This window comes from Massilia sp. Masssp94, assembly GCF_059491305.1.
Map to the genome: position 1 here is coordinate 5,773,029 of NZ_CP168501.1, position 25,097 is coordinate 5,798,125.

General features: G+C 61.5%; 20 protein-coding genes. 11 read left to right on the top strand and 9 right to left on the bottom strand.

Going from position 1 to position 25,097, the window contains the following annotated elements; all coding sequences use genetic code 11:
- Position 1 precedes the first annotated feature (1 nt).
- The 9 genes from ACEN9G_RS25505 to ACEN9G_RS25545 all read right to left on the bottom strand — a co-directional run bounded on the left by ACEN9G_RS25505 (position 2) and on the right by ACEN9G_RS25545 (position 10,856).
- Positions 2 to 550, bottom strand: coding sequence for a hypothetical protein (locus ACEN9G_RS25505; protein ID WP_483127153.1), 549 nt, complete (start codon positions 548 to 550; stop codon positions 2 to 4).
- 33 nt (positions 551 to 583) lie between these two features.
- The gene (locus tag ACEN9G_RS25510) at positions 584 to 1,594 is read right to left on the bottom strand and encodes a PoNe immunity protein domain-containing protein (RefSeq protein ID WP_483127154.1); all 1,011 of its coding nucleotides are present in this window, start codon (positions 1,592 to 1,594) and stop codon (positions 584 to 586) included.
- Between the two features lie 80 nt (positions 1,595 to 1,674).
- Positions 1,675 to 2,616, bottom strand: coding sequence for a hypothetical protein (locus tag ACEN9G_RS25515; protein ID WP_413341639.1), 942 nt, complete (start codon positions 2,614 to 2,616; stop codon positions 1,675 to 1,677).
- The gene (locus ACEN9G_RS25520) at positions 2,606 to 4,732 is read right to left on the bottom strand and encodes a hypothetical protein (RefSeq protein ID WP_413341637.1); all 2,127 of its coding nucleotides are present in this window, start codon (positions 4,730 to 4,732) and stop codon (positions 2,606 to 2,608) included. Before ACEN9G_RS25520 ends, ACEN9G_RS25515 begins: the two co-directional genes overlap by 11 nt.
- Positions 4,732 to 5,265, bottom strand: coding sequence for a carbapenem self-resistance protein CarG family protein (locus tag ACEN9G_RS25525; RefSeq protein WP_413341636.1), 534 nt, complete (start codon positions 5,263 to 5,265; stop codon positions 4,732 to 4,734). Before ACEN9G_RS25525 ends, ACEN9G_RS25520 begins: the two co-directional genes overlap by 1 nt.
- A complete protein-coding gene (locus ACEN9G_RS25530) occupies positions 5,237 to 8,194 on the bottom strand; it encodes a type VI secretion system Vgr family protein (RefSeq protein WP_483127155.1) in 2,958 nt (985 codons plus the stop codon). Before ACEN9G_RS25530 ends, ACEN9G_RS25525 begins: the two co-directional genes overlap by 29 nt.
- 26 nt (positions 8,195 to 8,220) lie before the next feature.
- Positions 8,221 to 9,207, bottom strand: a complete 987-nt coding sequence (tagF, locus tag ACEN9G_RS25535) for a type VI secretion system-associated protein TagF (RefSeq protein ID WP_413342329.1) — start codon at positions 9,205 to 9,207, stop codon at positions 8,221 to 8,223.
- Positions 9,207 to 10,556 carry a hypothetical protein gene (locus tag ACEN9G_RS25540; RefSeq protein WP_483127156.1) on the bottom strand — a complete coding sequence of 450 codons (1,350 nt, stop codon included), beginning with the start codon at positions 10,554 to 10,556 and terminating at the stop codon, positions 9,207 to 9,209. Before ACEN9G_RS25540 ends, tagF begins: the two co-directional genes overlap by 1 nt.
- Positions 10,557 to 10,592: 36 nt before the next feature.
- A complete protein-coding gene (locus ACEN9G_RS25545) occupies positions 10,593 to 10,856 on the bottom strand; it encodes a PAAR domain-containing protein (RefSeq protein ID WP_259449561.1) in 264 nt (87 codons plus the stop codon).
- 211 nt (positions 10,857 to 11,067) lie between these two features.
- On the opposite strand from ACEN9G_RS25545, the gene ACEN9G_RS25550 reads away from it, so the two are divergent.
- From ACEN9G_RS25550 to ACEN9G_RS25600, 11 genes are all read left to right on the top strand, one after another.
- The gene (locus ACEN9G_RS25550; protein ID WP_483127749.1) at positions 11,068 to 13,872 is read left to right on the top strand and encodes a type VI secretion system Vgr family protein; all 2,805 of its coding nucleotides are present in this window, start codon (positions 11,068 to 11,070) and stop codon (positions 13,870 to 13,872) included.
- Positions 13,869 to 14,750, top strand: coding sequence for a DUF4123 domain-containing protein (locus ACEN9G_RS25555; protein WP_413341427.1), 882 nt, complete (start codon positions 13,869 to 13,871; stop codon positions 14,748 to 14,750). Before ACEN9G_RS25550 ends, ACEN9G_RS25555 begins: the two co-directional genes overlap by 4 nt.
- A complete protein-coding gene (locus tag ACEN9G_RS25560) occupies positions 14,747 to 15,322 on the top strand; it encodes a DUF3304 domain-containing protein (protein WP_413341425.1) in 576 nt (191 codons plus the stop codon). Before ACEN9G_RS25555 ends, ACEN9G_RS25560 begins: the two co-directional genes overlap by 4 nt.
- Positions 15,303 to 17,306, top strand: coding sequence for a phospholipase effector Tle1 domain-containing protein (locus ACEN9G_RS25565; RefSeq protein ID WP_413341423.1), 2,004 nt, complete (start codon positions 15,303 to 15,305; stop codon positions 17,304 to 17,306). Before ACEN9G_RS25560 ends, ACEN9G_RS25565 begins: the two co-directional genes overlap by 20 nt.
- Before the next feature lie 109 nt (positions 17,307 to 17,415).
- Entirely contained in the window at positions 17,416 to 18,000 is a 585-nt protein-coding gene (locus tag ACEN9G_RS25570) for a hypothetical protein (RefSeq protein WP_483127158.1), read from the top strand.
- Positions 17,997 to 19,025 carry a hypothetical protein gene (locus tag ACEN9G_RS25575; protein WP_413341419.1) on the top strand — a complete coding sequence of 343 codons (1,029 nt, stop codon included), beginning with the start codon at positions 17,997 to 17,999 and terminating at the stop codon, positions 19,023 to 19,025. Before ACEN9G_RS25570 ends, ACEN9G_RS25575 begins: the two co-directional genes overlap by 4 nt.
- 177 nt (positions 19,026 to 19,202) lie before the next feature.
- Complete coding sequence (locus ACEN9G_RS25580; protein ID WP_413341418.1) at positions 19,203 to 20,255, top strand: acyl-CoA dehydrogenase family protein; 1,053 nt, start codon at positions 19,203 to 19,205, stop codon at positions 20,253 to 20,255.
- 131 nt (positions 20,256 to 20,386) lie between these two features.
- Positions 20,387 to 21,991 (top strand): methyl-accepting chemotaxis protein, encoded by a 1,605-nt coding sequence (locus tag ACEN9G_RS25585; RefSeq protein ID WP_440962579.1) that lies wholly within the window; start codon positions 20,387 to 20,389, stop codon positions 21,989 to 21,991.
- Between the two features lie 31 nt (positions 21,992 to 22,022).
- The gene (locus ACEN9G_RS25590) at positions 22,023 to 22,433 is read left to right on the top strand and encodes a hypothetical protein (RefSeq protein WP_413338366.1); all 411 of its coding nucleotides are present in this window, start codon (positions 22,023 to 22,025) and stop codon (positions 22,431 to 22,433) included.
- Between the two features lie 12 nt (positions 22,434 to 22,445).
- A complete protein-coding gene (locus ACEN9G_RS25595; protein ID WP_413338364.1) occupies positions 22,446 to 23,540 on the top strand; it encodes a hypothetical protein in 1,095 nt (364 codons plus the stop codon).
- Positions 23,541 to 23,620: 80 nt separating this feature from the next.
- Positions 23,621 to 25,033, top strand: coding sequence for a DUF3943 domain-containing protein (locus tag ACEN9G_RS25600; RefSeq protein ID WP_483127159.1), 1,413 nt, complete (start codon positions 23,621 to 23,623; stop codon positions 25,031 to 25,033).
- Positions 25,034 to 25,097 lie beyond the last annotated feature (64 nt).

The following is a 25,097-nucleotide window of genomic DNA, read 5'->3' on the forward strand; positions in this document are numbered from 1 at the left end:
CTCAGCGGCCGAAGAATTCATGGTCGATAGCCTCGCGTCCATCCACGTATTGGCCTTTCGAGCGTTGCTTGCTGTCGCTCTTGAACAGTGGGATGTCCTCATTCTCGTTGAACCGGACGACTTCGAAATCGAAAGGCGTCTTGCGCGCGCCTTGGGCATCGGCGCTTGGCCCGACCTTCGTCGCCTGGACCGCGAACAGGTGATTGCCTTCGACGTAAAACGCGACGGCGTGCGTGTTGGCGTCGCCGGACTCGTAGTTGCGGAAGTTGTAGCCGAGGCCCTTGGGCGTGGTGGTCGTTACCTGCAGCCAGGGCTCGCCCGCGCTGTCCGGCACCAGGTACACGGTGAACGTATCGAAGCTGCTCGCCGTGCCGTTGGCGACCATCCCGCGCACGATGCGCAGTGACAACTTGCTCAGATTGACCTCGTTGACGCCGTAGCCCAGCTTGACCTCATGATGGGTCGACGCTGCAATCGCCGGTGCTTGTACACCGGCACAGAGCCAGGCGGCGACTAGGACACCTGCCACAACGTTACGCGCTATGTGCATGCTTTTTTTCATCATTAGGGCGAAAGCGCTCAACTACGCCGCACCGAGAAAGCGCCAGACAGTCAACCCATAGGGCGACTTCAGATCCTGCAAGGTCGCCCCCTTTGTATAGACCGCATCGTGGACGGGCACTCCGATCGATTGCCAGCGTCCTCCAATCGGGCATGTTTCGCCAGCCTTTGCACGAATTTCAGCGGTTTCGGTGCGCGGCGCACCTGCGGCACTTCCTGCCGTCGAGTTTCTGAGATGTTCGACGAGGTCGCGTGGGTAGAAAGGTAGGTCCCGATACGATTGGTCGTCGACATTCAAAGCAATCGTGATTGCTGCCGCTTCCCATGCCCAATAGCCCAAGAACGATGGGGCGCCGGTGTGAGCGTCGTAGTAGGGTTCGCGACGGCTCGCTTCGTACCAGTCCAGCAGATACGTCTTGATCAGTCCGGGGCGGTCGGATGGTTGCGCGTCGAAGATTGGCAACGCCTTATAGTACGGTAAATGACGCGTGCATTCATCAGGTAAAGGCGAGGGCCGCTGGCTGTAACACGACGCAATTCGTTCGAGCAGACCGTCGCGCATCGAATTGTTATAGTCGAGAATTGCCATGATCCGGGGGATCAATTTTGTATGCCCGAGCAAAACGGAAAAGCAGAGCAGCCGGTTTGCTATCTGGAATTCGACATCCTGCAGATGGATGACAGGCGAGTTGAGTCGCGTTCCTTCGTCAGTTCGATTGAATGCCTGGATATATAAAGCGAACTCCTCGAAATACTCGACGACGTGCGGGAAAAATCCTTGTAACTCCAAGATGTGCACGCCAGCCGAATAGCTGAGCGTCAACAGGTCGATCGCATAATCGGAACGTGCCCCCGTGAGACGCACCAGCGCGGCCACGTCTCGGCCGGAGAGCCATTCTGGATCGCTCAGTTTCTTTTGAGCGTTAGGAATTCGCCTTGAGATGTCTGCGGCTTCATCGCTGTAACCAGCGTAGTCGAGTAAAGGTTCTCGCTTTGCCTGTTTGAATTCGGACTCCGTCAGTATATGGATCATGGTTCCCGCAAGTTTTTTTCCGACGATCGAGCAAGTCGCCGCGGTGTTATTTCGGCCGGTATCTAATGATTCGCTTGTTGTCAATGTCGTTCGCAGTCTGCGATACAAACAAGTTTCTCTCGATTCTTGGCGACCAGCTCTAGCGTCATTTCGCTTTTGTCGGCGCTCATGACTACGTTATCGGGTACACGATACATCAACGGTTTCACCGGGTCGATATGACGTGCAAATGCGACTTCGCCGTTACCAAACCACGCTTGATCGTCATTTTTCTGCTTGTACTGGTCAGCGGGTTCCTCATACATTCTCTTGATTCCGGGCCAGCCAGGCGAAGTATTAACGGCACTCATGCAACTGTCGGCATTCTGGCCTGGACACAACGCGTTTAACTTTTCATTGTAGAAGTTAAGGAACAGCCAAGTCGCGTTTCTGCGACGTTTTGGATCGCCGGGAGCGAGGAAAACGGCATTTCCAGAAATAAACACTCGATCGCCTGTGGGCTTATGGCTTTTGGGGCTGATCGCTCTTCCTTCTGTGTCGAAAAGAACGTGGAAAAATATGTTCGAATACGCTGCAGGCGCAATCAGATAAGGATTCTTGTCGACGCTCTCGCGAAGAATGACTGCGTCTTCGCTGCCCGTACCCGGCGATCTGATATACAGCCAATAGCGAAATGCCCAAGTCGGCACCGGCATGTATTCTTCGGCGCTACGAAAATCGTCATGCTTGACCCATCCTCTGACACCGCTGACTTTGCATTGCGTCCAACCATCCGCGCTGTTTTTGATGCAAGGCTTGACGGCGCCGCGTTGATTTATCACTGGCTTGTCTTTCAGCGTAGCGATAGGGCTTGTGTCGCCTTTATTTCCGTATATGTTGAGCACGCCATTGACTGGAAAGATTGGAGCATCCAGGTCCATTCCAAAGTTAGTGTAATTTTGACTCCCTAACGCTTCGTCCGCAAGGATGCTTCCGGAAAAGAAAAACATGAACGAGAATAGAATTCCGATTTTAGTATCCAAGTTCAGTATCCCTCACGGTAATATGCAGATGGGTTCCGTGCAGTTTCTCATTGCCGGTAATGAGGTGGTTCGGTTGTGCTTGCGAATTGTCACGAGTGTTTAAATCCATTTCCCATGGATCAAATGTCTGCTTAACATCACTGTTCTCTCGCAGCTTATGAATAAAAGTGCGAATGGAGGTGCTGTCGCTGTTGCGAATCGCTATCGTCGCGGCTTCACGTTTATTTGCCTCTCGCGCCGCAAGTTGCTTGAGTTCTTGTTTTTCGTCCTCGGTAAGCGTCTTTTTTCCTTCAAGCCGATTTTTTTGCGTCAATAAATTTATGTATGCTGTGTCTGCAGAAGTCCGGCTGCGGCTTAGCTTCAAGTCATGACCTTCCACTAATATGCGGCTTACGTCCAGTCCCACGCCAACGCGATGCAAGACTGAACCAAGCATGGGGCGCCAACCCGATGCAATCTCAAGTGCCGTAGCGTCCAATTCGAACGCGGCCTTCAAGAATGCTTTATAAGTCTGAGGGTGAACGCGAGGAATAATTTCGGCTTTGGCTGCAGCAAGGTTCGTAATAGAAGGTATGTTTTGCCTGCAATTCTGAAATGCAGCCGCTTGCCACGTGATTACCATGTTTTTCTTGTTTGGTTTTACGACGCTCAGCGTTATAGCGTTGCCGCTAACGCTTGCATTTCCCCCAAAAATCTGTTGCAAGGCTGCTTGGAGTTCCGGAGGTTCGATTCGACTTTGTTCCAGGGCCTCATCCGCTGTGAATTTATGACTGAATTTTAACCAGGTCGTCCCGAAAAGGCTTGCAGAATAGACTTTTTTGGTTCCTGTCGAGACTGGGTCCGACGGTAGTTCATCTGAAGGGTCATAAGCCGTACCCTTGATTTCGGAAATCTTCACTACCACGTCACTCAGCCCTTCTTCCGCACGCACGCGATAAAGCGGGGTAGTGCGATATTGAACCTTTGCATCATTGCCAAGGTACAAGGCGACCTCTTTGCCAAACGGAACTTTTTGTCGAATTTTGTTGTTTTTCATTAACAAAAGACCTTGCCCCTTCATCAGGGGTTTGCCTTGATCGCCCGACATCTCAGCAATAAAATACGGCAGTTTTTCCAGTTTCTTCTCAGAGCCACGCTTGGTATCGAATTCCCACGTAACATACACGCCAGCTTCTTTTATGACATCTTGTACATGGTTCTCAGACTTTTTCTTCGTACCGGATAGCTGAACTGCGCCAGCTTGCTTAACGGTCGACAGAGGAGCCGGTGGAGACAAAGGCGCCTCCTGGAGCTCTTGATGTCCAGCGTCTAAGTCGTTTTGGCGTGGTGATTCGTCATGCTTGCTGTCTTCGCCAGCAACTGCTTGACTGAACGCCTGGCTGTACCATGGTTTAGTCGTGACCTCGGCAGCGACAACCGTTTTTCCTTTGGCGCCTCCCACTTTTTTTTGCAGCGGTTTTAGAGACTGTCCGGGGTCAGGCCGAGGTAGATGCAATTGTACGGTAGTTCGGGTGGCGGTAACGGCGGTGACGGTCTTGCCGTCCGCGCTTGTTTCGCCTTCGATTTTTTTCTGCTCACCATCGCCGGTGAAGTAGGAAAGTAAATAGCGTAGACCTCCCAGCGGCTTTCCATCAATGCCTTTTACGAGAAATTGCTTGGCATGGGGAATTGGCTCAGTTTTTCCCTCTTTCCAACCTTCCACGCGCATGATTGCTAATTTAAATTCGTCCAGCTCTTCCTTGGTGAGAGATCCAATAGTCCGAGCGGCGTCCAGGCCGGTCATTTTTCTGACTGTGGCTGCATATTGCTCCGGATCGTTATGGTCGGTGGCCGGGGCATATTTTTTAAAAACCTTATCCAGTTTGATATCGGAATAAAAATTCTTTAAAGAATACTCCAGGGCCGCAAATCCATCCTCCTGACTCGCAAATGCCGCAAAGCTGCCGCCGCGTCCGATCGATAAACCACTCTTTTCGGCGGCAACAAGATTCCCTGGGTTGTTATTTCGCCAGGCACGAGTGCCTCCGGACCGTAAGAATTCCGTGCCGTCTGCGCAAACGTATATGACACTGTTTTTTTCGCCATCACGCGCTTGGATGAATTTCTTCTCAGCCATTATTCGATCCCTTTGATAGGTGACGCCTCACTGTCGATAGCACGATTGACATCACAGTATGCTTTTTTCGAGCTGTAGACTTTACGCTCTTTAAAATAGCGTAGTGGCGTGCCAGGGGCGCCCTCATCATTCTTCGTCAGATCGAATTCCTGGAATTTTACGGAGTTTTTTTCAGACCACTGGCCCTTCCGGCTCGCATAAACGACACGAATTTTCTTTCCGTCCTGAAACGCGCGCATTCCAGAGATCGCGCAGTCGGCGCCGGAACGCAATGTCAGGGAAGCTTGATAGTCGTCGTTTATCTCGAACGGAATAGCTTCAGCGGCTCCACGCGGATTTCTTATCAGAAAACTGACCGTTTCCAGCGCATGTGCATTGTTCAGGTCAATGATCGTGTGCAAAGCCACGACTTCACCGCTGGCGAGTTTGATCGGCGTCATGTCACCACGCAATACCACTGGGAGCGTCTGGGCCGTCGCGGAGAGGGCGGCTATCGCCAAGGCGCTAGCACTCGCTATGGCTCGAATTTTCATCGCTTTCCTCTTCACAGATCCATTGCAAATCACGGTCGAACAAGATGTAGGTCGTCTCAGGGTTTTCGGTGTCGACATACGCCGTCATGCCATGCGGATCTGTCACACCCTTGATCTCTTGTTGGTCCGCTACGTATATCGTGTAGGCCTGATCTGCCAGCGGTGTGCCAAGCGTGTCCTTGAGCCTGAAACGTTGCCCAAACTGATGGCTCAGCTGCGGCATGGCTGGTAGTTCGAATTGTGCGCACGCCGGGCCGGTGAGCTCCTTCATGCTCGCCTTGAATTCGATCTTCCCAGGCCCATGCACTTCGATGTCACCTCCCGAAAGCCGGATGTACGCGCCTTGCGCAGTCAACAGCACATGCTCCTTCGCTGCCACGTTCACGCTCTTCGCGATGCTCGCCACCGTACACGTCTTGTCGGCTGTCAGCCGCGTCTGGCCACTTTGGCTTTGCATGCTGACTTTGCCGCTGGCCGCATGCATGCGGATGCCGGTTTCCTGATTCGGTTTGTTGCTGCTCGTCGCCTTACCGTACGTGAACAGGCTGACCCCGGCGCTGACCGAGTGAATGGTATTGCCTTGCGAGGCAAAGCCGATGTCCTGTCCCGCCGTGATGTTGGTGGTCGTGCCTGACGCAATGACGGTCGATGCTGGCGTGAGCGCCGCGATGCCTGCAGGTGTGTAGAGTTGCAGCTGCGGTTCGCCGTAAGCGGTGGCGTCGCCGTTCGCTGACGTCGCGGTCAGTGTATCGCCGGCCCTGGCGAGCGCTTCGGTTGCCGGCAACTTGTCTGGAGACGTGCCTCCCGCCAGCATGGCGTTGTGCTTGCCAGCCGTCTCGGCCAGGCTGTGTTGAAGTGTATGGCTTTGTTCGATCTGTGATGCCGCTTGTCCGGATTCCAGCGCGCCCGCATCGGCCGACGTCCGCTCGGTCGCAACGAGCAGGCCGCGCGCGGCGCGCACCGCCACCCCATGCTCCGTCTTCAGCTCCGCCCCCAGCCCCACGGCCCCCAGCCGCTGGTTATCCGTCTGATGCACCAGATGCCCGAGATTCAGCTCCGCCGTCCCCCGATGCGCCTTTGCATGCCGCTGCAACGCCACGCGCGCCTGTTCCGGCGTGTCGTCGAACACGAGCTGGCTGTACGCGCCGGCCCCGTTGCCGCTGGCCCGCATGGCCTGGCTTTTCAGGCCGGACAGCACGGCCGCGTGCGCGTGCGCGCCGGCCGCGCCGGGGAACCAGGCGCCCGCGTTGCCGGTGGCCGCGCCCGCGCCGCCGGCTGCCGTGTTGTGCTGGGCGTCGTCGGCACCGGCCCCGTTGTAGACGGCGCCGATGACCACCGGCCGGTCGATGTTCCCGTCCAGGAAATCGACCAGCACTTCCTGGCCGACGCGGGGCAGGGCGTGGCTGCCCCAGTTGGCGCCCGCGACCGGCGCGAGCGGCGTCGCCACGCGCACCCACGTGCCGGCGCGGTCGTCGGCCGGGGCGCCCGTGTGGCCGTGCGGTTCGGGATGATCGAGGCGGCTGTGGCTCGCTTCGCCGCGCTGCCAGTGGAACTGCACCTTGATACGGTGGTCACGGTCCGTGTGGATCGCGGTGCCGGTCGGGCCGACGACGATGGCGGTCTGCTGGCCCTGCACCGTCGGGCGCGGATGCAGCAGGCGGCCGTGGCCATCCAACTGGCTGTCGCGGTATGGCGTCGCGGCGGGGATCGCGTCGAAGCTGTTGCGGTACACGGGGCGTTCCGCGATGCCCTTGCCGCGCGCGTGCAGGCTCGCCGACAGGATCTCGTCATTGAGCGCCGCGACCGGATCGTGGCCCAGGTGGCGGGCGAGCGTCGACGCGGTATCGGCGTCCAGGTTGTTGTGCGCGAGGTGGCGCACGCGCACGAGCAGCAACGGGTCGGCCGCGCTGTCCCGGGCGCCATGGTCCGCCAGGGTGAACGTCGTCCCCGGCGTGAAGGTACGCACGGTGCCGGCGCCCACGTGGACGACCTTGCCCGCTTCCAGTGCCTGCAACTGGCGCTCGGCGATGCGCGCGCCGTGTTCGCGGCTCGTGTACGCGTACACGCCGGGGATGTCGCGGCTGGCCAGTTCGACCGGATCCTGTCCGGCCGCGACGGCGGTCCGCACCTGGCGTGCGCGATAGTCCCAGCTGCGCAATTCGACGGCGTTCGTCGCGAGACGCGTCTCGGTGCGCCAGCGGTCGATGCTGTCCTCGCGCATCACGGCGCCGGATTGCGTGAAGCGCACGAGGGCCTGCGTGTTCGGCTTGAACGCGTCGTTGCTGTCGGCGATGACGAGCGTGTGCGCGCCCAGTGTCGCGCCGTCCGGGTCGCCCTCGTGCTCGAAAAAGCCGAACAGGCCTTCCTCGCGCATCAGGCGCCGCACGAACGCGAGATCGCTTTCCTGGTATTGCGTCGTCAGGCTGCGTCGCGGGTAGAGCGAGCGGTCGACCTGGAAGCGCCAGGCCGGCGCCAGCCTGCCCTTGCCGTCGTACGCGGAAAACACCGTGTCGATGATGTCGACGATCGTCTTGTCCTGGAAGACGCGGCTGTCGCGGCCCAGCGCGAGGAACGCGGTCCAGGGTTCGATCGTCAGCGTGTACCGGGCCAGGCCGCCGTTCGCGCCCGTCATCTCGGCTGCCGTCACGTGGCCGTGGAAAGGACGCACGCCCTGGAACGGCCCCGCCAGCAGCTCGAGCAGCACGGGCTGGCCCAGCAGCGATTTGAGCGCCAGCCCCGCATCCGTCGACAGGGCCGAGACGCGCAGCCGGTAGCCCGTCGCGATGGCTTCCTCGCCATGCAGCGATTCCGCCAGCAGGACGTCGCTGCCCAGCGTCGTATGCAGGCGCAGCACGCGGCTCGACTGGGTGAAGCGCGCCACGAGCGCCCGGATCGCCTGGGCCGTCAGTGGAAGAGAGGGTGTCAGCATACGCGGGGTTCTCGTTGTCGCATGATTCAGGTGCCGATGAATGCCGCGCACAACGCGTCCAGCGCGGACTTGAGCGAGACGTCGGGCCGCTTCAGGTGCCTGGACACCTTGTCGACGGCATAGTCGGTGTCCACCTGGTCTTCGACCCAGTCCAGGTCATCGAACGCGATGTGGCGCTCGCTGGCTGCCTGCGGATCCATGATCGCCTGCAGCGTGTGCGCCGACGCGCCGCCGAAGCCGAGCACGAGGCGCGGCTGCTCCCCGATGCGTGTGACGAACAGGGCGAGCTCGAAATCGGCGCGTGCGAGGAACGGCGCGATCGCATGCATCCAGTAGGCGCCGACGAGGCCGCGGTACAGCGGGTCGGCCGGCAGCGGCAGCACGAGGCTTTTCTCCAGCCGGCTCGTGCTGCTCGCCAGCACGGGCTGCAGCAGCAGCCCGAGCGCCAGCAGCACCCGGCGCACCGAGCCCGCGTAGCCGGCTTGTGCCAGCAGCGCCTGCAGCGTGTCGAGCGACTGCAGCTCGATGAAGTCGGCGAACGCCGCCGCGTGGGCGTTCGAGCGCAGGTCGAGTTCGACGACCTGGCCGGCGGCGGCCTGCAGCAGCGCGTCGGCGTCGGGCGCCGTCACCAGTCCCTTGCTGAGCGCTTCCAGGCGGCTCCACAGGACACCCAGCATCTGCGGTGCGGACGGGACGAACGCATCCGGTTCGGCCACGTCGAGCATGCCGGTCATGAGGAACGGGAAACGCCGTCCCGACGCGTCACTGCTGGCCACGATATGACCGGCGATCGCATGCCGGCGGCGCGGACCCGCGATGACGAAGTGCAGCGGGGCGACCGCGTCGTACCGCGATTTCCACCGCGCGTCGGCCATCATGAGGTCCATGGCGCGCGCGAGCCAGTCGTCCAGCAGCTTGACGAGCGCCGGGTTGTCGGAACCCTTGACGAAGTCGCCGCGGCTCGGGATCTTGCCGAAGTAGCCGATCGACACGTGTGTGGACGCGAGACTCATCAGACGGCGGCGGAAGCGGCGAGACCGGCCGGGCGGACCACGGCGACACTACGATGGACCGGATCGGCATTCCCGACGCACAGGACGGCGCCGGCGCCATCCAGCGCCTGGCGGCGGGCCAGCGCGAGCGTGGCCAGGAAGGGCACGGCACCCGACAGTCCGCAAGCCGGCCCGGTGGTCCTCACGTCGATGCCAGCATCGAGGTGCGGCAGGTCCTCGTGGGCCAGTGCCATCGCCTCGAGGACGCGGTTGCTGCGGTGGTCGGCATCCGCGAACAGCGCCGACACGGTGGATGCGTCGACGGCCGTTTCGGCCAGCACCCGTTCCGCCAGCCGGCGCAGGTCCGCGGCGTCGATGCGGGGCATGGCGTCGGCCGATGCGCTGCGCGTGGCGCTTGCCGCCTGCAGTATCGGCGCGGCGTACGCGGTATCGCCCAGCAGTAGTCCTGCGGCGCCTTCGCCCGGCACCAGACCCTGCGGATGGGCGGCGGAGAACAGGGCGCCGTCGGCCGCCATCCGGTCGACGACCGCCTGGTCGATGCGCGAATCGAAGGCGAGCAGGATAGTCAATGCCGGATCGTTGTTCGGCTGGCCGGCCAGCACCGACAGCAGGGCGCTGGCGGCGGCCGCGGGTTCGCCCGGCGGGGCGGGGCTGACGGTGACCTTGTCCGCGGCCCAGCCGCCCTGCGCGGCGACGTGGACGAACCACGCGCCGGCCGCCGTGCGCTGCGCGGTGGTCCAGTCTACAGGCGCCAGGGGCACGATGCGCAGCAACGGGTCGCCAACGGCGGCCAATGCCGCGGCGTCGGCGAGTTCGCTCACGACGGCGCTGGCCAGTTCGAGGGCGCGCCAGTGCGCATCTCCGAAGCGGACGTCCGAATGGCCCTGAGCTGCAAGCCATGGCTCGGCCTCGGTCCGCCACGCGGCGTCGCCGGCGGACGGCACGCGCACGGTCATCACGGGATAGCCGGCGTCGTCGACGAGCTCCGGGTCCAGGTCGGGGCGCGCGCGTTGTGCGTCGAGCGCGGCGGCCAGTTCGTCGATCGAGTCGCCGTGGCGCGTGCGCACGGCCGCATCGACCAGCGCCAGCGCGGGCAGGCGCGCCGCCGGGGCGGGAGACGGTGCGGCGGTCGTGGCCGGCGCGGCGGCATCGGCTGCGGGTTGCGGCCGCGTGAATCGCCGGACCAGCACGACGGCGGCCAGCACGGCGAGCGGCAGCGCGACCAGGTACGTGACCAGGTCGGACGTGGAAGGCGCGCGGTCGGTGCCGCGCCAGGTGAAGATGGCGCCACCCCAGAAGGCGCCGAACGTCAGCATCGTCAGGATGCCGCCGCGGATCCATGTGCCCATCAGGTCCGTCTCCGCATGTGGCTGCGGCGCTGCGGGTTACACATGATCTACCGTCGCCTGCTGGCCGGCGACCAGCGTGGCGCCGCAACCAGCCTTGTCGCCGTGCCGTGCGGCGGCCTTGCCGTCGACGATGAACGTGGTGTCGCCGCTGACGATGGGGGAGCGGCCGTGGCGCGGACATACGGTCATGTCGCCCACGCGCGCGATGCCCTTGCCGTCGCAATCGCTCAGCGTCGACGCTTCGATCACGCTGCCGCCGTGCGATGTCCTGTCACCCAATACGATCAATGGTCCTGCCATGCTTTTCTTCCGTCACCGTTACAAATGTGCTGCATGCAATGTTACATGCAGACAATATTTTGCCGCATTATAGCTGGGCAAAACCGTGTTCTTAATCACGGTTTGTAACAGTTATGCAGTTTCTTTCAGGCTATAGCGTGGCGCTCGCGATTAGCGTAAAGTTAAGTTTGTTAAGTATGGATGAGTTGGAGAGTGTGTCTTGCAGCAATCGATGACCCATGCGCTGGAAGCGCTGGCCGCACTTGCCGGATTCGACAGCGTCACGCGCCTGTACGCGTTGCGGATCGGGGATGGCGCTACGGATTTCCCGGGCGGTGAACTGCTGGTCGAGGCGTTCGTCGCCGACGATGCGGTTCAGGGGCTTGGCGTACGTGACGTGATCGCGCTGTCGACCAGCGCCGCGATCGAGCCATCCTCGCTGCTGGGCCGGCCGGCCGCCCTCGAAGTCACCCTGGCGGACGGCACGCGCGCCGACTTCGCCGGCGAGATCTGCGCGGCCGCGCAGCTGGGCAGCGACGGCGGCCTGGCGCGCTACCGCGTCCGCATCGCGCACTGGGTGTGGCGCATGGCCCACGTGCGCAGCAGCCGCGTATGGCAAGACAAGTCCGTCACCGACATCGTCGACGACGTCTTTTCCGCCTATGCACCCGACGCGCGCTGGCGCTGGAGCGACGACGTCGGCCCGTTCATGGACGGCGCCAACCCGCGCAGCTACTGCTGCCAGTACCGCGAATCGGATCTCGCGTTCGTCGAGCGGCTGCTCGCGGAAGAAGGCCTGGCATGGCGCTTCGAACAGGCCGACGACGGCCCGCGCATGGTGCTGTTCGCGGACAGCCGCGATGCATCCGCCGTGGCCGACGACCCGAGCATCGACGCCGGCGGCGCACGCTTCCACGGGGCGCACGCGCGCGAAAAAAGCGACAGCGTGCAGGCGCTGGCGGCGCTGCGCAGGGTCGGCGCATCCGCCGTCACCCTGCTCAGCTACGACTACAAGAGCAAGCAGGCCGTGGCCGCGAACTCGCCGTCGCGGCTGTCGAACGGCAGCCTGCCGTGGCTCGAATCGTTCGACACGCCGGGCCAGTACGCCTATGCCGACAGTGCGCAGGCCCGCCGCTACGCCGACCTGCAGATGGAAGGGCGCGAGGCGCGCAGCCAGTCGTGGCGCGGCCGCTCGACCCTGCGCACGCTGCGCGCTGGCACGCGCCTGACGGTGACCGGCGCCCCGGTGAGCGCGCTCGGCGCGGCGGCACCGTTCACGATCGTGCGCGTGACGAGCGTCGGCGTGAACAACCTGCCGACGCGGGCGCAGGATGCGCTGGCCGAGTTGTTCGGCCCCATCCCCGAACTGCTGGAAGAATCCCTGCGCGACGACTTGCCGGAAGACTTCGGCCTGGCGCTCGCGCAGGCGCGCACGGCCGGCTACGCGAACTGCTTCGAGGCCGTCGCCGCCGACGTCGTGTGGCGCCCGCAACTTGATGGCAGCGACGGCCGCAGCCACCCGCGTCCGACAGCGGCGGGCGCCCAGAGCGCGATCGTCGTGGGCGCCGACGGCAGCGACACGCCGCGCGGCGCCGACGAACTGTATTGCGATCGCCTGGGCCGCGTACGCATCCGCTTCCACTGGCAGGACGGCGGCGACGCGACATGCTGGGTGCGCGTGGCGCAGCGCCTGGCCGGCGGCGGCATTGGGAGCCAGTTCCTGCCGCGGATCGGGCAGGAAGTGATCGTCCAGTTCATCGAAAACGACATCGACCGCCCGATCATCGTGGGCGCGCTGTACAACGGCCAGGGCGAAGGCGGCGTGACGCCGACCCCGGGCGGCGAGCACCGCGACGCCGGCATCGATCCATTCGACGCCGCACACGACCACGCGACGTCCGGGCAGGGCAACCTCGCCGGCGGCAACAGCCCTGTGTGGCACGGCGCTTCGGCCGCGCTGGCCGGCCACCGCAACGCCGCGGCCCAGTGGGGCGTGCGCACGAAGGAATTCGGCGGCGCAGGCTACAACCAGCTGCTGTTCGACGACACCGACGCGCAGGGCCGCGTCCAGCTGCGCACGACGCACGCAGCGACGGAACTGAACCTGGGCCACCTGATCCACGGCGCCGACAACTACCGCGGGAGCCTGCGCGGCGAAGGCGCCGAACTCCGCACGGACGCCTACGGCGCGCTGCGCGCGGGTGCCGGTCTGCTGGTATCGAGCTATCGCATCGAGCACGACGCGTCGTCGCGCGACCCGGCGGGCGACAACGTGGCCGGCATCGCGCTCATGAAACAGGCCGTCAAATTGGGCGAGACGTTCAGTGAGGCGGCGGCCACGCACAAGACGGTGGGTCTGGCTGCGCACCTGGGTGCGGCGAAGGCCGGCGCCAGCGTGCTGGATGCGAAGGCGGCGCCGTTGCAGGCGATGTTGAATGCGGTGGCGGCGACGACGACGTTGGAGGGCGAAAAGCTGCCGCATGTGGCGGCGCCGGTGATCGCCATCTCGGCAAAGGCCGGGCTGGGTGTGACGGCTGCGGAGTCGGTGCAGCTGTCGAACGGCGAGACGGTCAGTTTGATGAGCGGTCAGGATACGCAGTTCGTCACCGGAGGCGCCTTGCGCCAGCACACCGGGCAGGCGATCGGCGTGCTGGCCGGCGCCGTGAAGGCGGGCGAGGGCGGCGTCGGGCTGCAGATGATCGCAGCGCAGGATGCGGTCGACGTGCAGGCGCAGGCGGGGACGCTCGACGTGCAGGCGCGCGACGACGTGCATGTCGTCAGTGCGAATGCGCACGTGGATTGGGCGGCGGCGAAGCGGATCAGTTTGTCGACGGCGGATGGGGCGAATATCACCATCGAGGGCGGGAATATTACGGTGCAGTGTCCGGGGAAGATTTCCGTACATGCAGGCAAGAAGAGTTTTGCGGGGCCGGCGCATATTTCGTATCCGCTTCCGGCCCTACCTACCAGTATCTGCATCGACTGCCTGCTGAAAGCTCGTAGCGCGGCCTCTCCTTTTGTATTGAGATCCGCATGACACGATTTCTTGATCTTCAGGATTTTGCTAAAGGCAGCATTGCGGAGAACCCCGCAAACTTATATTTTCTGCTGGACCACGGTGGATTGCCTGGGCTTTATCGTCAGTTAGCGAGAACGTCAACCACCTGGGTGAGCCTCTTCGAGGGTACGGCCGAGGTGAATAGTTTGGCTGTCGCGCCAATCCTTGTCCTCGCCGGTTCCGATGGGGCAGTGCGATTACCATTGGGCCTTTGCAAATGGATCAGTGAAAGCGGCACCTATTCGTCGTCCTTGATGATGTTGTCGTCTCCGCTGGAGATCGGGCAATTAAAGGATCGGCTGAAAGCGCGGCTCAACGTGTGCATATCGGGAGACATGGACGCGATGTTGAGGTTCTTTGATCCCCGGGTCTTTGAGTCGTTAATGGGAGTTCTTGATGCCGAACAGGCAAAGGTATTCCTGAGTGTCGCGCGAAAATGGTGGTACGTCGACCGTAGTGGGGCCATAAGATCCGTTGATTCGATGTTCAATGATGTGGCGAGTGCGGATGAGGCACTGAATCTAAGTGCTTCTCAGGAGTTCGCTTTGGTAGATTCATGCGAACCCGACCAGGTTCTCAATGGTCTACGAGAAAATGCATCCAGTTATCTTGAAAATCTGGATGTTGCTCGGCAGTATGAATTCGTCGTTTCAAATATTAACGAAGCAAAAAGCTTCGGGTTGCGATCGTTGAATGACCTCATTCTTTATAACGTCGCGGTCCTCACTGTGGGGAAGTCCCCTGCAAATGAGAGCCAATGGTCGAATTTGATGAATGCCGTGGAAATGGAACCCTCAAAATTTTCGGAATTGGTGATGTGTCTCGAGGGTGGTGCCGTCACGGAAGGAGTGAAATGAAGAGAAGTGCAAAATTTGTCTGCGTCTGCGCGCTGGCGTTGGTCGTGGGTGCGTTGTTGGTGTACTTGAATGCGTTCTCCGGGATGGTTGCAGTCGCCCAATCGCAGAATGCAACTAAAACTACAATGACACTCGACCTGGTTGGATATAACTATACCAATCATCATATCGAAGATTATGAGGTCGATAATCGCAATGGTGGCATTGTAAGAGTCAGTAGTCCTACCAGCGGAGGAAGCGGTTCGATGTGCTGCATTAACCTTTCGCCCGGTGAATCTGGGGCAATATTCGTGCAGGTTCGCTGGCAAATCGATGGCTGCAGCTACACCGAAAAAGACCCGCTAACTGGCAAAACGGAAGTGCTGCAACATTATCTGTACAAAGAAGAATTTGTAAAGGCGACACGGACTGATGCTGGCAAGCCGAATCATCTTGAGACCCACTTTTATCCGGATGGGTCGGTGCAAGTTCAAATTACCGAGGAAATGTCACTCCCGCGTTTGAGATTGAGCGAAGACCGTGTCGAAAAACTAAATTTCCCAAAGTGCAGCAATGACCAAAAACCAGAATAGCGACACTGTCGGGGACGTCAGAATGCCCCTGTTGCAGCCTACAGAGACCGGACTGCGCTTTGGGCCGGATCAGGCAGAAATGCTCAGTGCAGATCAGTCTCCGATCGTGCAAAAGCCTTCGCCACTCGGGACCTTTTCCCTGGCTGTGCGTCAAGTGGAGCTTAAGCCTGTAACAACCTGCAGGCAAACGCTCTGGTTTTCGTTCTTTTTCGACGGGACGGGCAATAACCTCTACGCGGATGAGGGGTTGCGTAAGCATAGTAACGTGGCGAAGCTGTTCCGTGTGCACAAGCCAACCGATCAAGTCAACGGTGTATATAGTTTCTACCTGCAGGGAGTCGGCACCTATTTTTCCGAGGTCGGTGATGATGGTGGTGACTTAACCGGACTTAGCTTTGGTCGAAAAGGATCGGACAGACTGGAATACGCGCTGAAAAAATTCGACGAGTCGATCAAACGTCATCTAGTGTTGGCGAATTCGCCTTCGAACGTTATTTCCGAGATTAATATTTCCGTGTTCGGTTTTAGTCGCGGTGCCGCGCTCGCGCGTGCATTCGTGAATTTGTTTCTAAAGGAGCGATGCATCCAATCGAGAGGTAAATGGGTTCTCAAGACGGGATCTTGGCCGTTGCGAGTTCGTTTCTTGGGATTGTTCGATACCGTCGCATCGGTTGGGCTCCCAATGAGCAACAATACGACAAGCAAGATCGGCACTGCGTTCTCTAGTCTGCGATATATTGTTAACGACCGTCTTGCCAGCTTTATCGGAACCCGGCCATCGAGCTTGGCTTTTTCACATAACGGAGTTGCTGGGGCGGACCCGGCACCTGGTATATACGATGGGCATAGCGATTGGGGGAACATGCTACAGATTGATCCGATGGTGGAGGAGGTGCGACACTTCATCGCGGCGCACGAAATTCGGAATTCTTTTCCTGTGGACAGTGTAAGCTTCCTGCGGGAGAACACAGCTTCAAAGCCAGCCCATTTTTACGAAACCGTTTACCCGGGCGTACACTCTGATGTGGGCGGTAGTTATGCTCCGGGAGAGGGCGCGCGTGCCACTTCGCCTTCCGAAAACTTGGGCGTTATACCGCTAATGCATATGTACAATTACGCATTGATAAACGGCGTTCCGCTACTGCCAGTGTTGAAATGGTCCGAAAAGAATAAAGCAGATTTCGCAATGGATCCGGATCTGCTGGCGACTTACAATCATTATGTGAAGGCTCTAGGCGCATCGACGAGTCTTGGTGAGCTCATGAATAAAAATATGAGGTTGTACTATGCTTGGAGGTTCCGCGCAATTCGCATGAAATTGAGTGGGAATAAGAGCGAGGCCGAGAGGGTCTCAAGGTGGAACGCGAAGTTCAAGGAAGACGAAGTCTTGCTCAACAAAGAGGTTGACGCATTAAGACAGAAAAAAGAAAAGGCCGCCAGAGAATTGGATTTATTGCTGCAACTTCGTTCTATTCGAGCGATGAACATGTCGAATGCCCAGTCAGCGCCGCCGCCGACGGCGGAGGACATTGATCAGGCGCGCAAAAAACTAGAAATTGCTCAGGATAAATTTTTAGCGGCAAAGTCACGCCTTGACGCGCTTCCAAACATGGCAAATCTTCAAAGCAGGCTCGATTTTTACGATGCTCAATTAATGGATGATGTGAAGTCGATTATGGGGCCACTTCGCGAACGATATCCAGGTCTACCGGCTCCAAACGTACTCAGGCGAAGTTTACGTCCGCATTACAAAGCATTAGTGACAGCCTATGAAGATGAGTTTGTGCACAACCGAGGGATGAATGACGAAAAATTAATCAAGTTTTTCGATAACTATGTACATGACTCTTTGGCTGGCTTTGCAAAAGATGCCACTCTTCCGTCGGATCCCCGCGTGGTATATCTCGGCGGCGATGAAAAATACGAATATGCCAGTATCGGAGGCAATGTCCGAGAGGCGGACCGACAGACCGAGACGGTTTAATTGAAACCCTTTTCATCCTGATGAGATCGTGCTCCTCGTGAGAATGACAGGTCTAACGAAACATCTTGTGCGCAGGCTTGGCGTTGTGCTATGTGCTACCGCTTTCGGCATGTCTCTTGCGCATGCCAAGCCGGACGAAGGTATACGCCAGGCGAATGCGGCGGAAGTGAACGCATTCACGGCGCGCGCAGCGGCGGTGTTCATGGGACGTGACGATGTCCCGGAGGAGCCGATCGCATTGTTGAAGCCGGAAAAGACGCTCTATTGGTCAGCGCGGCAAGGTGGGCATTTGCTGGCACTCGTCACCGTGCGGTTCAAAAGCATATCCAATGGCTCTTGCCGCCTGATGACGGCGGAGAACGAACAGGACGCCCCGGTCCTGATCGACCTTCCCGTGGATATCAATGCCGACAACTGTCGAGGCTTTCGTGACGTGCGCTACCTGGACATCAACGGCGACGGCAAGCTCGACATCGCCGCCAGCATGACCGTCAAGGCCAATTCCTTCGACGGCTACGTCGACGAGCCGGTCTTCTATTTATCCAATGCCGACAAACCGGGCGGCTACTGCTATTCGGCCTCCGCCCGCAGGAATCTCAAGCCGGCGGTGATGAGATCCACGGACAAAGTCAAGCAAGCGTTGGACCGCGAGCGCAAGCGGCTGAGTGGCGCGCAGTTCGATTGTGCGCAATGATGACGAGTGCACGCAAAAAAGCCGTCGAGCTTGGAATGTGTCGCGTGATCCTGGCCGCGCTGTCGTGTGGCTTCGGTGTAGTCTGCTCGCTGGCGTATGCTGCTGCGCCGAACGGAACATGGAAGTTCGACCGTTCCGCGGATTATGACGGACGAGTGCCGCCAGGTTTGGTGTCGCGATTCGATACGATTGTTGTCCGGGACGGTGAAGCCAGATTTTCAGCTGATTGCGCTGTTCGGTTCCATGAGGAGGAATATTTCTTCTCGGACGTCTTCCAATCGCTTACCAAGGCGGACGTGACCGAAAAGCAGGCCGACGCGTTTTTGAAGAAGAAACTGGGTGTGTCCCTGATCGGCGTGAAGGACGTCTATGTACTGGCGAACGCGCCCGCAACGTGCGCGCAGCCGGTCATGGAATTTTTTGCCATTGGCGATAGGTTACTCATTCCGTTCGGTGGCACGTTCTACAGCTACGTGAGACAACGAACTTCAAACGCTGAAACCTCTGCGGTAGCCGGTGCCATGCCAAGCCTGCTTTCGAACTACAAGGTTACGCGGCTGCCTTTGGACTATGACCGCTATTTGTCCCGGTGCCGCCCGAAGCTTCAAGGTCCGAACGGTCGCCCCAGGACAACCGATCGATGCGCCCCCGACTTTTATCCTTACGTCGCCGACCCGACGCGTCATGATCCACTCATGGATATCATCGGCAGCCACGACTATGCAATGAATGGGCAGCAATATACCGAAGGGTTTTCGCCGCCATTCCGACAAAAAGTGGCGGCGACATTTCTCGTGTTTCCGCCGATGAAACAGGTTGTGCTGGTTCGCGTTGACGACTTTGATATCGTACGCAACGAGGACCGCGACGTGATGTCCGGCGTGTATTTGTCAATCATTGACCGCAAGGTTGTCGACCAGATCGAGGGCTGCCAGTTCGATCGGGACTATGTGTGCCGTGTCGAGGGCACTGCGGTGGCCAAGCTGACCGATAACGGCAAGTTCGAGCATGTCTCCCACAAATAAGTCTCGTAACGTGGGCCGATCCCGTTCTGGCGGCACCACCGTGAACGTCAAACCACTGATCCTGTTATTCGCAACTGGCGTGGTGGTCCATGCGGGCCAGGCGTGCCGATGTATGGATCTTGACTTCGCCTAACATCGCTTCAGTTCGATTTCACAGGGGACGAAACGATGGTAAGAATGGATGAAGCGCTGCTTGCATGGCTGGATGCGCACGCGGAGGAACTCGACACGCACATGGCGCATGCCGACGCGTTGCCGGCCCATCTGGCCCAGGCCGGCCTGTTCGCGGTGGGGGTGCCTGAAAGCGAGGGCGGGGACGGGCGCGCCTTGAGTGCGGCCGTCGATGTCGTCGCGGGACTCGCCGAACACTCGCTCGGTGCCGCCTTCGTGTACTGGGCACAGCGTGCCGTCATCGCCTGCCTGCTGGCGAGCCCGAACCGGGACCTCGAGCGCAGGCTCGTGCCGGACCTGGTGCACGGCCGGCTCGCGGGCGCGCCCGGGTTGTCGAACGCGATGAAATTCCTGGGCGGCCTGGACCGGCTGCGCATCACCGGCACCGCCGTACCGGACGGCATGCGGTTGAACGGCACGGTGGCCTGGGCGACGAATGTGCGCAGGCAGGGATTCGTCGCCGCGATCGCTGTCGGCGACGAACATGGCGACAATCCGGCCGTGCTTGCGCTTCCCCACGACGTGCGCGGCGTGGTGCGCGAACCCGACTTCGATCTGCTCGCGCTGCGCGGCACCAACACGGCCGCCCTAAGGCTGGACGACGTCACGCTCGATGCGTCCTGGCAGATCCACCCGCAGGCGCGGGTTTTCCTGCCCTCGATCCGTCCCGTTTTCGTCGGCCTGCAATGCGGTCTCGGGCTCGGGCTCGCGCGCGCATCGCTGCGGGCAGGGCGCTCGGCGCTCGGTAACCGCCCGTCGGTCTTGTCCGGCGAAATCGACGCGCTCGATGCGGACATCGCAGCCTACCGGCAGACACTGTGCGCCGGCCTCGATGACGGCACCCTGCGCGACCAGCCGCGCGAGCTGCTGACGCTGCGCCTGCGGATGGTCGACATCGCGGCGGCTGCCCTCGCGCTGGAGTTGCAGGCGTTGGGCGGACGTGCCTTGCTGCGCGCGGAGAGCGGCGGCTACGCCCGCCGTGCGCGTGAAGCAGCGTTCCTCGCGGTTGTCACGCCGACGGTTGCCCAGCTCAAAGGTGACCTGGCCAGACTGGCGTAGTCCGGATTTCACACACTTCACAAATGTTGTCTATACGAAATTATTTTCTTGCCAGAATGAGTAAATACCAGATAACATTTGCCTGAAGTCAACCTTAAGGAGCCGGCCGACGGCTTCCGCGTGGAGTGAAGATGCTGAGCCGCCTGCCCGTGCTGTGGAAAGTCCTGTTGGCCCCGGCCATCGCCATGTTGTGCATGGCGGCTTACCTGATCTTCACGGCCATCGTCTTCAAGCAGAATAACGTGCGCCTGGCGGACGTGCGCGACGTGCAGTACCCGGTGCTCGATGCGCTGACGGAGAACGCGGGCGCCCTGGACAAGATCATCGACGTGCTGAATTCGGCGGCCGCCGCCGGCGAACCCGAGCAGATCGCCGGCGCCGACGCCCTCGCCGCGAAGGTGGCGGACAACTACCGCCGCGTGCGCGCGCTCGACAAGGTCCATGAGGCGGACCTGGGCCGGCTGGCACTGGAGTTCGACACGTATTACAAGACGGCCCGCGCGATTTCCGACGCCATGGCGAATCACAGTGGCATGCCGGCCAAGGACAGGCTGCAGGCGATGGCCACGGCGCTGGCGACCTATCGCAAGGATGTCACGGCGTTCCGCACGGCGGCGCGCGACCGCTTTACCGGCACGGTCGGCGCGGCGACCGACGCGTCGAACCGGGCGGTGCTCGGTGGTGCCGTCACCGGCGTGCTGGGCCTCGTCGTCACGCTCGCCTTCGCCCTGCTCGTCGCGCGCACGCTGGTGCGCCAGTTGAACGAGGCGGTGCGCGTCGCGGAAACCGTCGCGGCGGGCGACCTGACGAGCATGATCGCCGTGGATGCCCAGGACGAGACGGGCAAGCTGCTGCAGGCGCTGCGGGACATGAACGGCAGCCTCGTACGAATCGTCAGCGAAGCGCGCAGCGCCACCGACAACATCGCGGCCACGTCGGTCCAGATCGCGCAGGGCAATGGCGACCTGGCCGGGCGCACGGAGCACCAGGCGCAGGCCCTCGTGCAGACGTCGTCGTCGATGGGCGCGCTCACCGGCACGGCCAAGGAAAACGCGGCGAATGCCGCGCAGGCCAACGAGCTGGCCGGATTCGCCGCCAACGTCGCCACGCAGGGCGGCGCGGTCGTCGGGCAGGTCATCGCGACGATGGAAGCGATCCATGCGTCGTCGCGCGAGATTGCGGACATCGTCGGCGTCATCGAGGGCATCGCGTTCCAGACCAACCTGCTCGCGCTGAACGCGGCCGTCGAGGCGGCGCGCGCCGGCGAACACGGGCGCGGCTTCGCCGTCGTGGCGAACGAAGTGCGCAGCCTCGCGCAGCGTTCGGCCGCCGCGGCGAAGGACATCACGGCCCTGATCGGGCGCTCGGTCTCCCAGGTCGAACTGGGCACGACACTGGCCGACCAGACCGGCCGCACGATGGACGAGATCGTGAGTAGCGTCCGGCGCGTCACCGACATCATGGCCGCGATCGCCGAAGCGAGCAAGGCGCAGACCGCGGGCATCGAGCATATCAACGATGCCATCGCCCAGATGGACTTGGACACGCAGAGCAACGCCGGTCTCGTCGACGAGACCGCGGGCCTGGCGAGCGCGCTGCGCGAGCAGGCCGCCAGCCTGGCCGCCGTCGTGAGCGTGTTCACCCTGGCACGCCAGGACGGCTTGCCGCAGCCGGCCGCGCGCGACAGGCTCGCGCTGCCGGCATCGAACAGTCCCGTCGCGCGGCGCCGCGCCTGACCCGCATCCTTTTCAACACCACACCATCATCATGAAGAGAGTCCTTTCCGCTGCGGCATCCGCCGTGGCGTTCGCGGCGTGCGCCGTGGCGCCCGCGCACGCCGAGATCAGCATCATCGTGTCCGCCCACTCGTCGCTGGCGCCGCCCGTGACGCAGGTATGCCAGGCGTTCCTCGGCAAGATCAAGTCGCCGACCCCGATCAACCTCACGGAAAAGAACCCGTTGCGCGACGAGTTCTTCGCCAAGGCCTGCAAGAAGGACCCGGTCCAGGTCCAGGCCATGTGGGGCAAGCTGATTTTCACGGGCACCGGCACGCCGCCGGCCGAGGTGGACTCGGGCGCGGCCATGCGCAAGGCCGTCGCGGCCGATCCGAACGCCGTCGGCTACATCGACAGGAAGGACGTTGACGCCACCGTCAAGGTCATCGCCACCGCCAACTAACCGATAAAAAGCATGAAGAAACTGATGATCGCCGCGCTGTTGTCCAGCGCCGGCATGGCACAGGCCAGCGACTTGAGTATTTCGGGGTTCGCCACCGTCACCGCGGGCAAGGCCTATGGCGGTTCCGACGGGGAGTTCATGGGACAGCCGTGTCCCTGCTTCATCGGCAATTACGAGCACGGCGCCGTCTACCACGGCAACGAATGGAGCCTCGCGCGCGAATCGCTCGTCGGCCTGCAGGCCACGTACCGGTTCACCGGCAAGCTGTCCGGCACCGTCCAGGCGGTGGCGCGCGCTTCGGAACACGGCAAGCCGGAAGTCGACTGGGCCTATCTCTCGTACGACGTGGCGCCCGATACGACGGTGCAAGTGGGCCGCCGCCGGCTGCCGATCTACGCGTATTCCGACAGCGTCTACATCGGCTACACGCTGCCGTGGGCGCGCGTGCCGCAGGATATCTACGGCTGGGAAGTCGGCGCCTACAACGGCGTGAACGTGCGCCATTCGCGCAGCTTTGGCGACTGGGCCGTCACCGGCACCGTCTTCGCCGGCCAGGAGACCACGGAGAACAACACCGAACAGCGCAAGATCTATTACGGCTACCGCGTCGACGACAACTGGAAGCACATCCTGGGCGGCTACCTCGACGTGTCCAACGAGGTGTTCGGCGCGCGCCTGATCTACATGCAGAACTCGATCGACCTGTCGATGTATCCGCCGGGCGAAGACCCGACGTTCGCGCGGGGTACGCGCCAGCGGATCATCGGCCTGTCCGGCAGCATCGACTACGGCAACTGGATGGTGCGCGCGGAAGCCAACCGCTTCATGCGTCCCGCGCTGGACTACAAGTCGTCCAGCTGGACGGCGACGGTTGGCTACCGCATGGGCCAGTTCATGCCGATGGCCGGTTTTTCCTCGTACAAGGAAAAGCAGACCGCGACCTATACGGAAACGCAGAACGACAACACGCGTTTCGTCGGCGTGCGCTGGGACTTTCGCAAGAACATGGACCTGAAGGTGCAGTGGGACTCGGTGAAGGATTCGAGCGCGTACGACTTCACAAAGAACGCGAAGATGGTGACCGTGACCTGGGACGTACTGTTCTGACTCATCCGGTTCCGTGCGACATCGATCGTGAGCATTCGTTATATTTAAATTAACCATGCTCATTCGCTGTCGAGAGGAACATGAAGGTATCGAGGAATCGCTTCATGCCGCGCCGCTGCGCCTGCGCGGTCCTGCTGGCGCTGGCCGCCGGCGCCGTCCAGGCGGACGGCGATCCGCTGCCGGAACCCGGACATGGCGACGATACGCGTCCATACAAGAGCTATGGTGCCGCGGCGCTGGAAATCGCCACCTTCCAGCTCCTGCTGAACCGCGTGGATCACGCCTTCGTTCGTCCGGACGACTACGGCGTCAGCGTCGGTTCGTTCCGGCGCAACCTGCGCAGCAGCTGGGTCGTCGACCGCGATCCGTTCGAGATCAACCAGCTCGGCCACCCGTACCAGGGTTCCGTCTACTTCGGCCTCGCGCGCAGCAACGGCCTGTCGTTCTGGGAATCGCTGGGCTTCGCGTTCGCCGGCAGCGCCGTGTGGGAAATCGCGGGCGAGACGACGCCGCCCTCGCGCAACGACCAGATCACCACGAGCTTCGGCGGCAGCTTCCTGGGCGAATCCCTGTATCGCATGGCGAACCTCGTGCTGGAGCAGGGCTATGGCCTGTCGCCGCGTTGGCGCGAGGCCGCCGCGGCCGCGGTGTCGCCGCCGCTCGGCTTCAACCGCTACGTGCGCCCGGGCCGCGGATCCGGCATCTGGCCCAGCAACAGCCCGGACGTCTACGCGCGCCTGCAACTGGGCGCGGGTGGGGTCTCGCACCGGAACGTCGGGCCGTCGCAGGCGCCGCACCGCAACGAGGTCTCGGCCGACTTCGCGCTCGATTACGGCCTGCCCGGCAAGCCCGGCTACACGTACCGCCGGCCATTCGATTACTTCCTGTTCCGCCTGCGGCTGTCGAACATCCAGGGCATCGAAAGCCTCGCGTCGCGCGGCCTGCTGTGGGGAGCACCGTATGCGCCCGGCCGCAACGTGCGCGGCATCGCGGGCCTCTACGGCAGCTACGATTACCTGGCCCCGCAGCTGTTCCGCGTGGCCAGCACGGGCCTGTCGCTGGGCACCAATGCGCAGTGGTGGGTGGCCGACGGGCTCGCACTGCAGGGGCACGCGTCGGCCGGTGTCGGCTACACATCGACGGGGACCGTGCGCGCCAGCACGAGCGGCCAGTACAACTATGGCTTCGCACCGCAGGCGATGCTGATGCTGCGCGTGATTGGCGGCGAGAAGGTCGCGCTCGACCTGACGGCGCGCGAATTCTTCAACGGTAAACTGACCAGTCCCGAGACCAGCGGCACGGACCGCGTGTTCCGGGGCGACGCCACGCTGACATACCGTCTGACCGGTCGCCACGCCGTCTCGCTCAAGTACATCACGTCGCGCCGGACGTTCGCATTCGCCAACGTGCCGGAGCGGCAGCAGCGGCGCGATACCATCGGTCTTTACTACACCTGGCAGCCGTTTCGCGGCTTTGGCGCCGTCGAATGGTAGGGCGCTCCCCATCGTTGTAAAACGTTTTACTTGAGGTTATATTGCATCGGATAACCCAGGTGGA

Coding starts and splice junctions, on each gene's coding strand:
- ACEN9G_RS25525 (WP_413341636.1), bottom strand. CDS start 5,265: ATGAAAATTCGAGCCATAGCGAGTGCTAGCGCCTTGGCGATAGCCGCC.
- ACEN9G_RS25550 (WP_483127749.1), top strand. CDS start 11,068: ATGACCCATGCGCTGGAAGCGCTGGCCGCACTTGCCGGATTCGACAGC.
- ACEN9G_RS25575 (WP_413341419.1), top strand. CDS start 17,997: ATGATGACGAGTGCACGCAAAAAAGCCGTCGAGCTTGGAATGTGTCGC.
- ACEN9G_RS25570 (WP_483127158.1), top strand. CDS start 17,416: ATGTCTCTTGCGCATGCCAAGCCGGACGAAGGTATACGCCAGGCGAAT.
- ACEN9G_RS25595 (WP_413338364.1), top strand. CDS start 22,446: ATGAAGAAACTGATGATCGCCGCGCTGTTGTCCAGCGCCGGCATGGCA.
- ACEN9G_RS25555 (WP_413341427.1), top strand. CDS start 13,869: ATGACACGATTTCTTGATCTTCAGGATTTTGCTAAAGGCAGCATTGCG.
- ACEN9G_RS25540 (WP_483127156.1), bottom strand. CDS start 10,556: ATGGGCACATGGATCCGCGGCGGCATCCTGACGATGCTGACGTTCGGC.
- ACEN9G_RS25580 (WP_413341418.1), top strand. CDS start 19,203: ATGGATGAAGCGCTGCTTGCATGGCTGGATGCGCACGCGGAGGAACTC.
- ACEN9G_RS25565 (WP_413341423.1), top strand. CDS start 15,303: ATGACCAAAAACCAGAATAGCGACACTGTCGGGGACGTCAGAATGCCC.
- ACEN9G_RS25585 (WP_440962579.1), top strand. CDS start 20,387: ATGCTGAGCCGCCTGCCCGTGCTGTGGAAAGTCCTGTTGGCCCCGGCC.
- ACEN9G_RS25600 (WP_483127159.1), top strand. CDS start 23,621: ATGAAGGTATCGAGGAATCGCTTCATGCCGCGCCGCTGCGCCTGCGCG.
- ACEN9G_RS25590 (WP_413338366.1), top strand. CDS start 22,023: ATGAAGAGAGTCCTTTCCGCTGCGGCATCCGCCGTGGCGTTCGCGGCG.
- ACEN9G_RS25545 (WP_259449561.1), bottom strand. CDS start 10,856: ATGGCAGGACCATTGATCGTATTGGGTGACAGGACATCGCACGGCGGC.
- ACEN9G_RS25530 (WP_483127155.1), bottom strand. CDS start 8,194: ATGCTGACACCCTCTCTTCCACTGACGGCCCAGGCGATCCGGGCGCTC.
- ACEN9G_RS25505 (WP_483127153.1), bottom strand. CDS start 550: ATGCACATAGCGCGTAACGTTGTGGCAGGTGTCCTAGTCGCCGCCTGG.
- ACEN9G_RS25560 (WP_413341425.1), top strand. CDS start 14,747: ATGAAGAGAAGTGCAAAATTTGTCTGCGTCTGCGCGCTGGCGTTGGTC.
- ACEN9G_RS25510 (WP_483127154.1), bottom strand. CDS start 1,594: ATGATCCATATACTGACGGAGTCCGAATTCAAACAGGCAAAGCGAGAA.
- ACEN9G_RS25520 (WP_413341637.1), bottom strand. CDS start 4,732: ATGGCTGAGAAGAAATTCATCCAAGCGCGTGATGGCGAAAAAAACAGT.
- tagF (WP_413342329.1), bottom strand. CDS start 9,207: ATGAGTCTCGCGTCCACACACGTGTCGATCGGCTACTTCGGCAAGATC.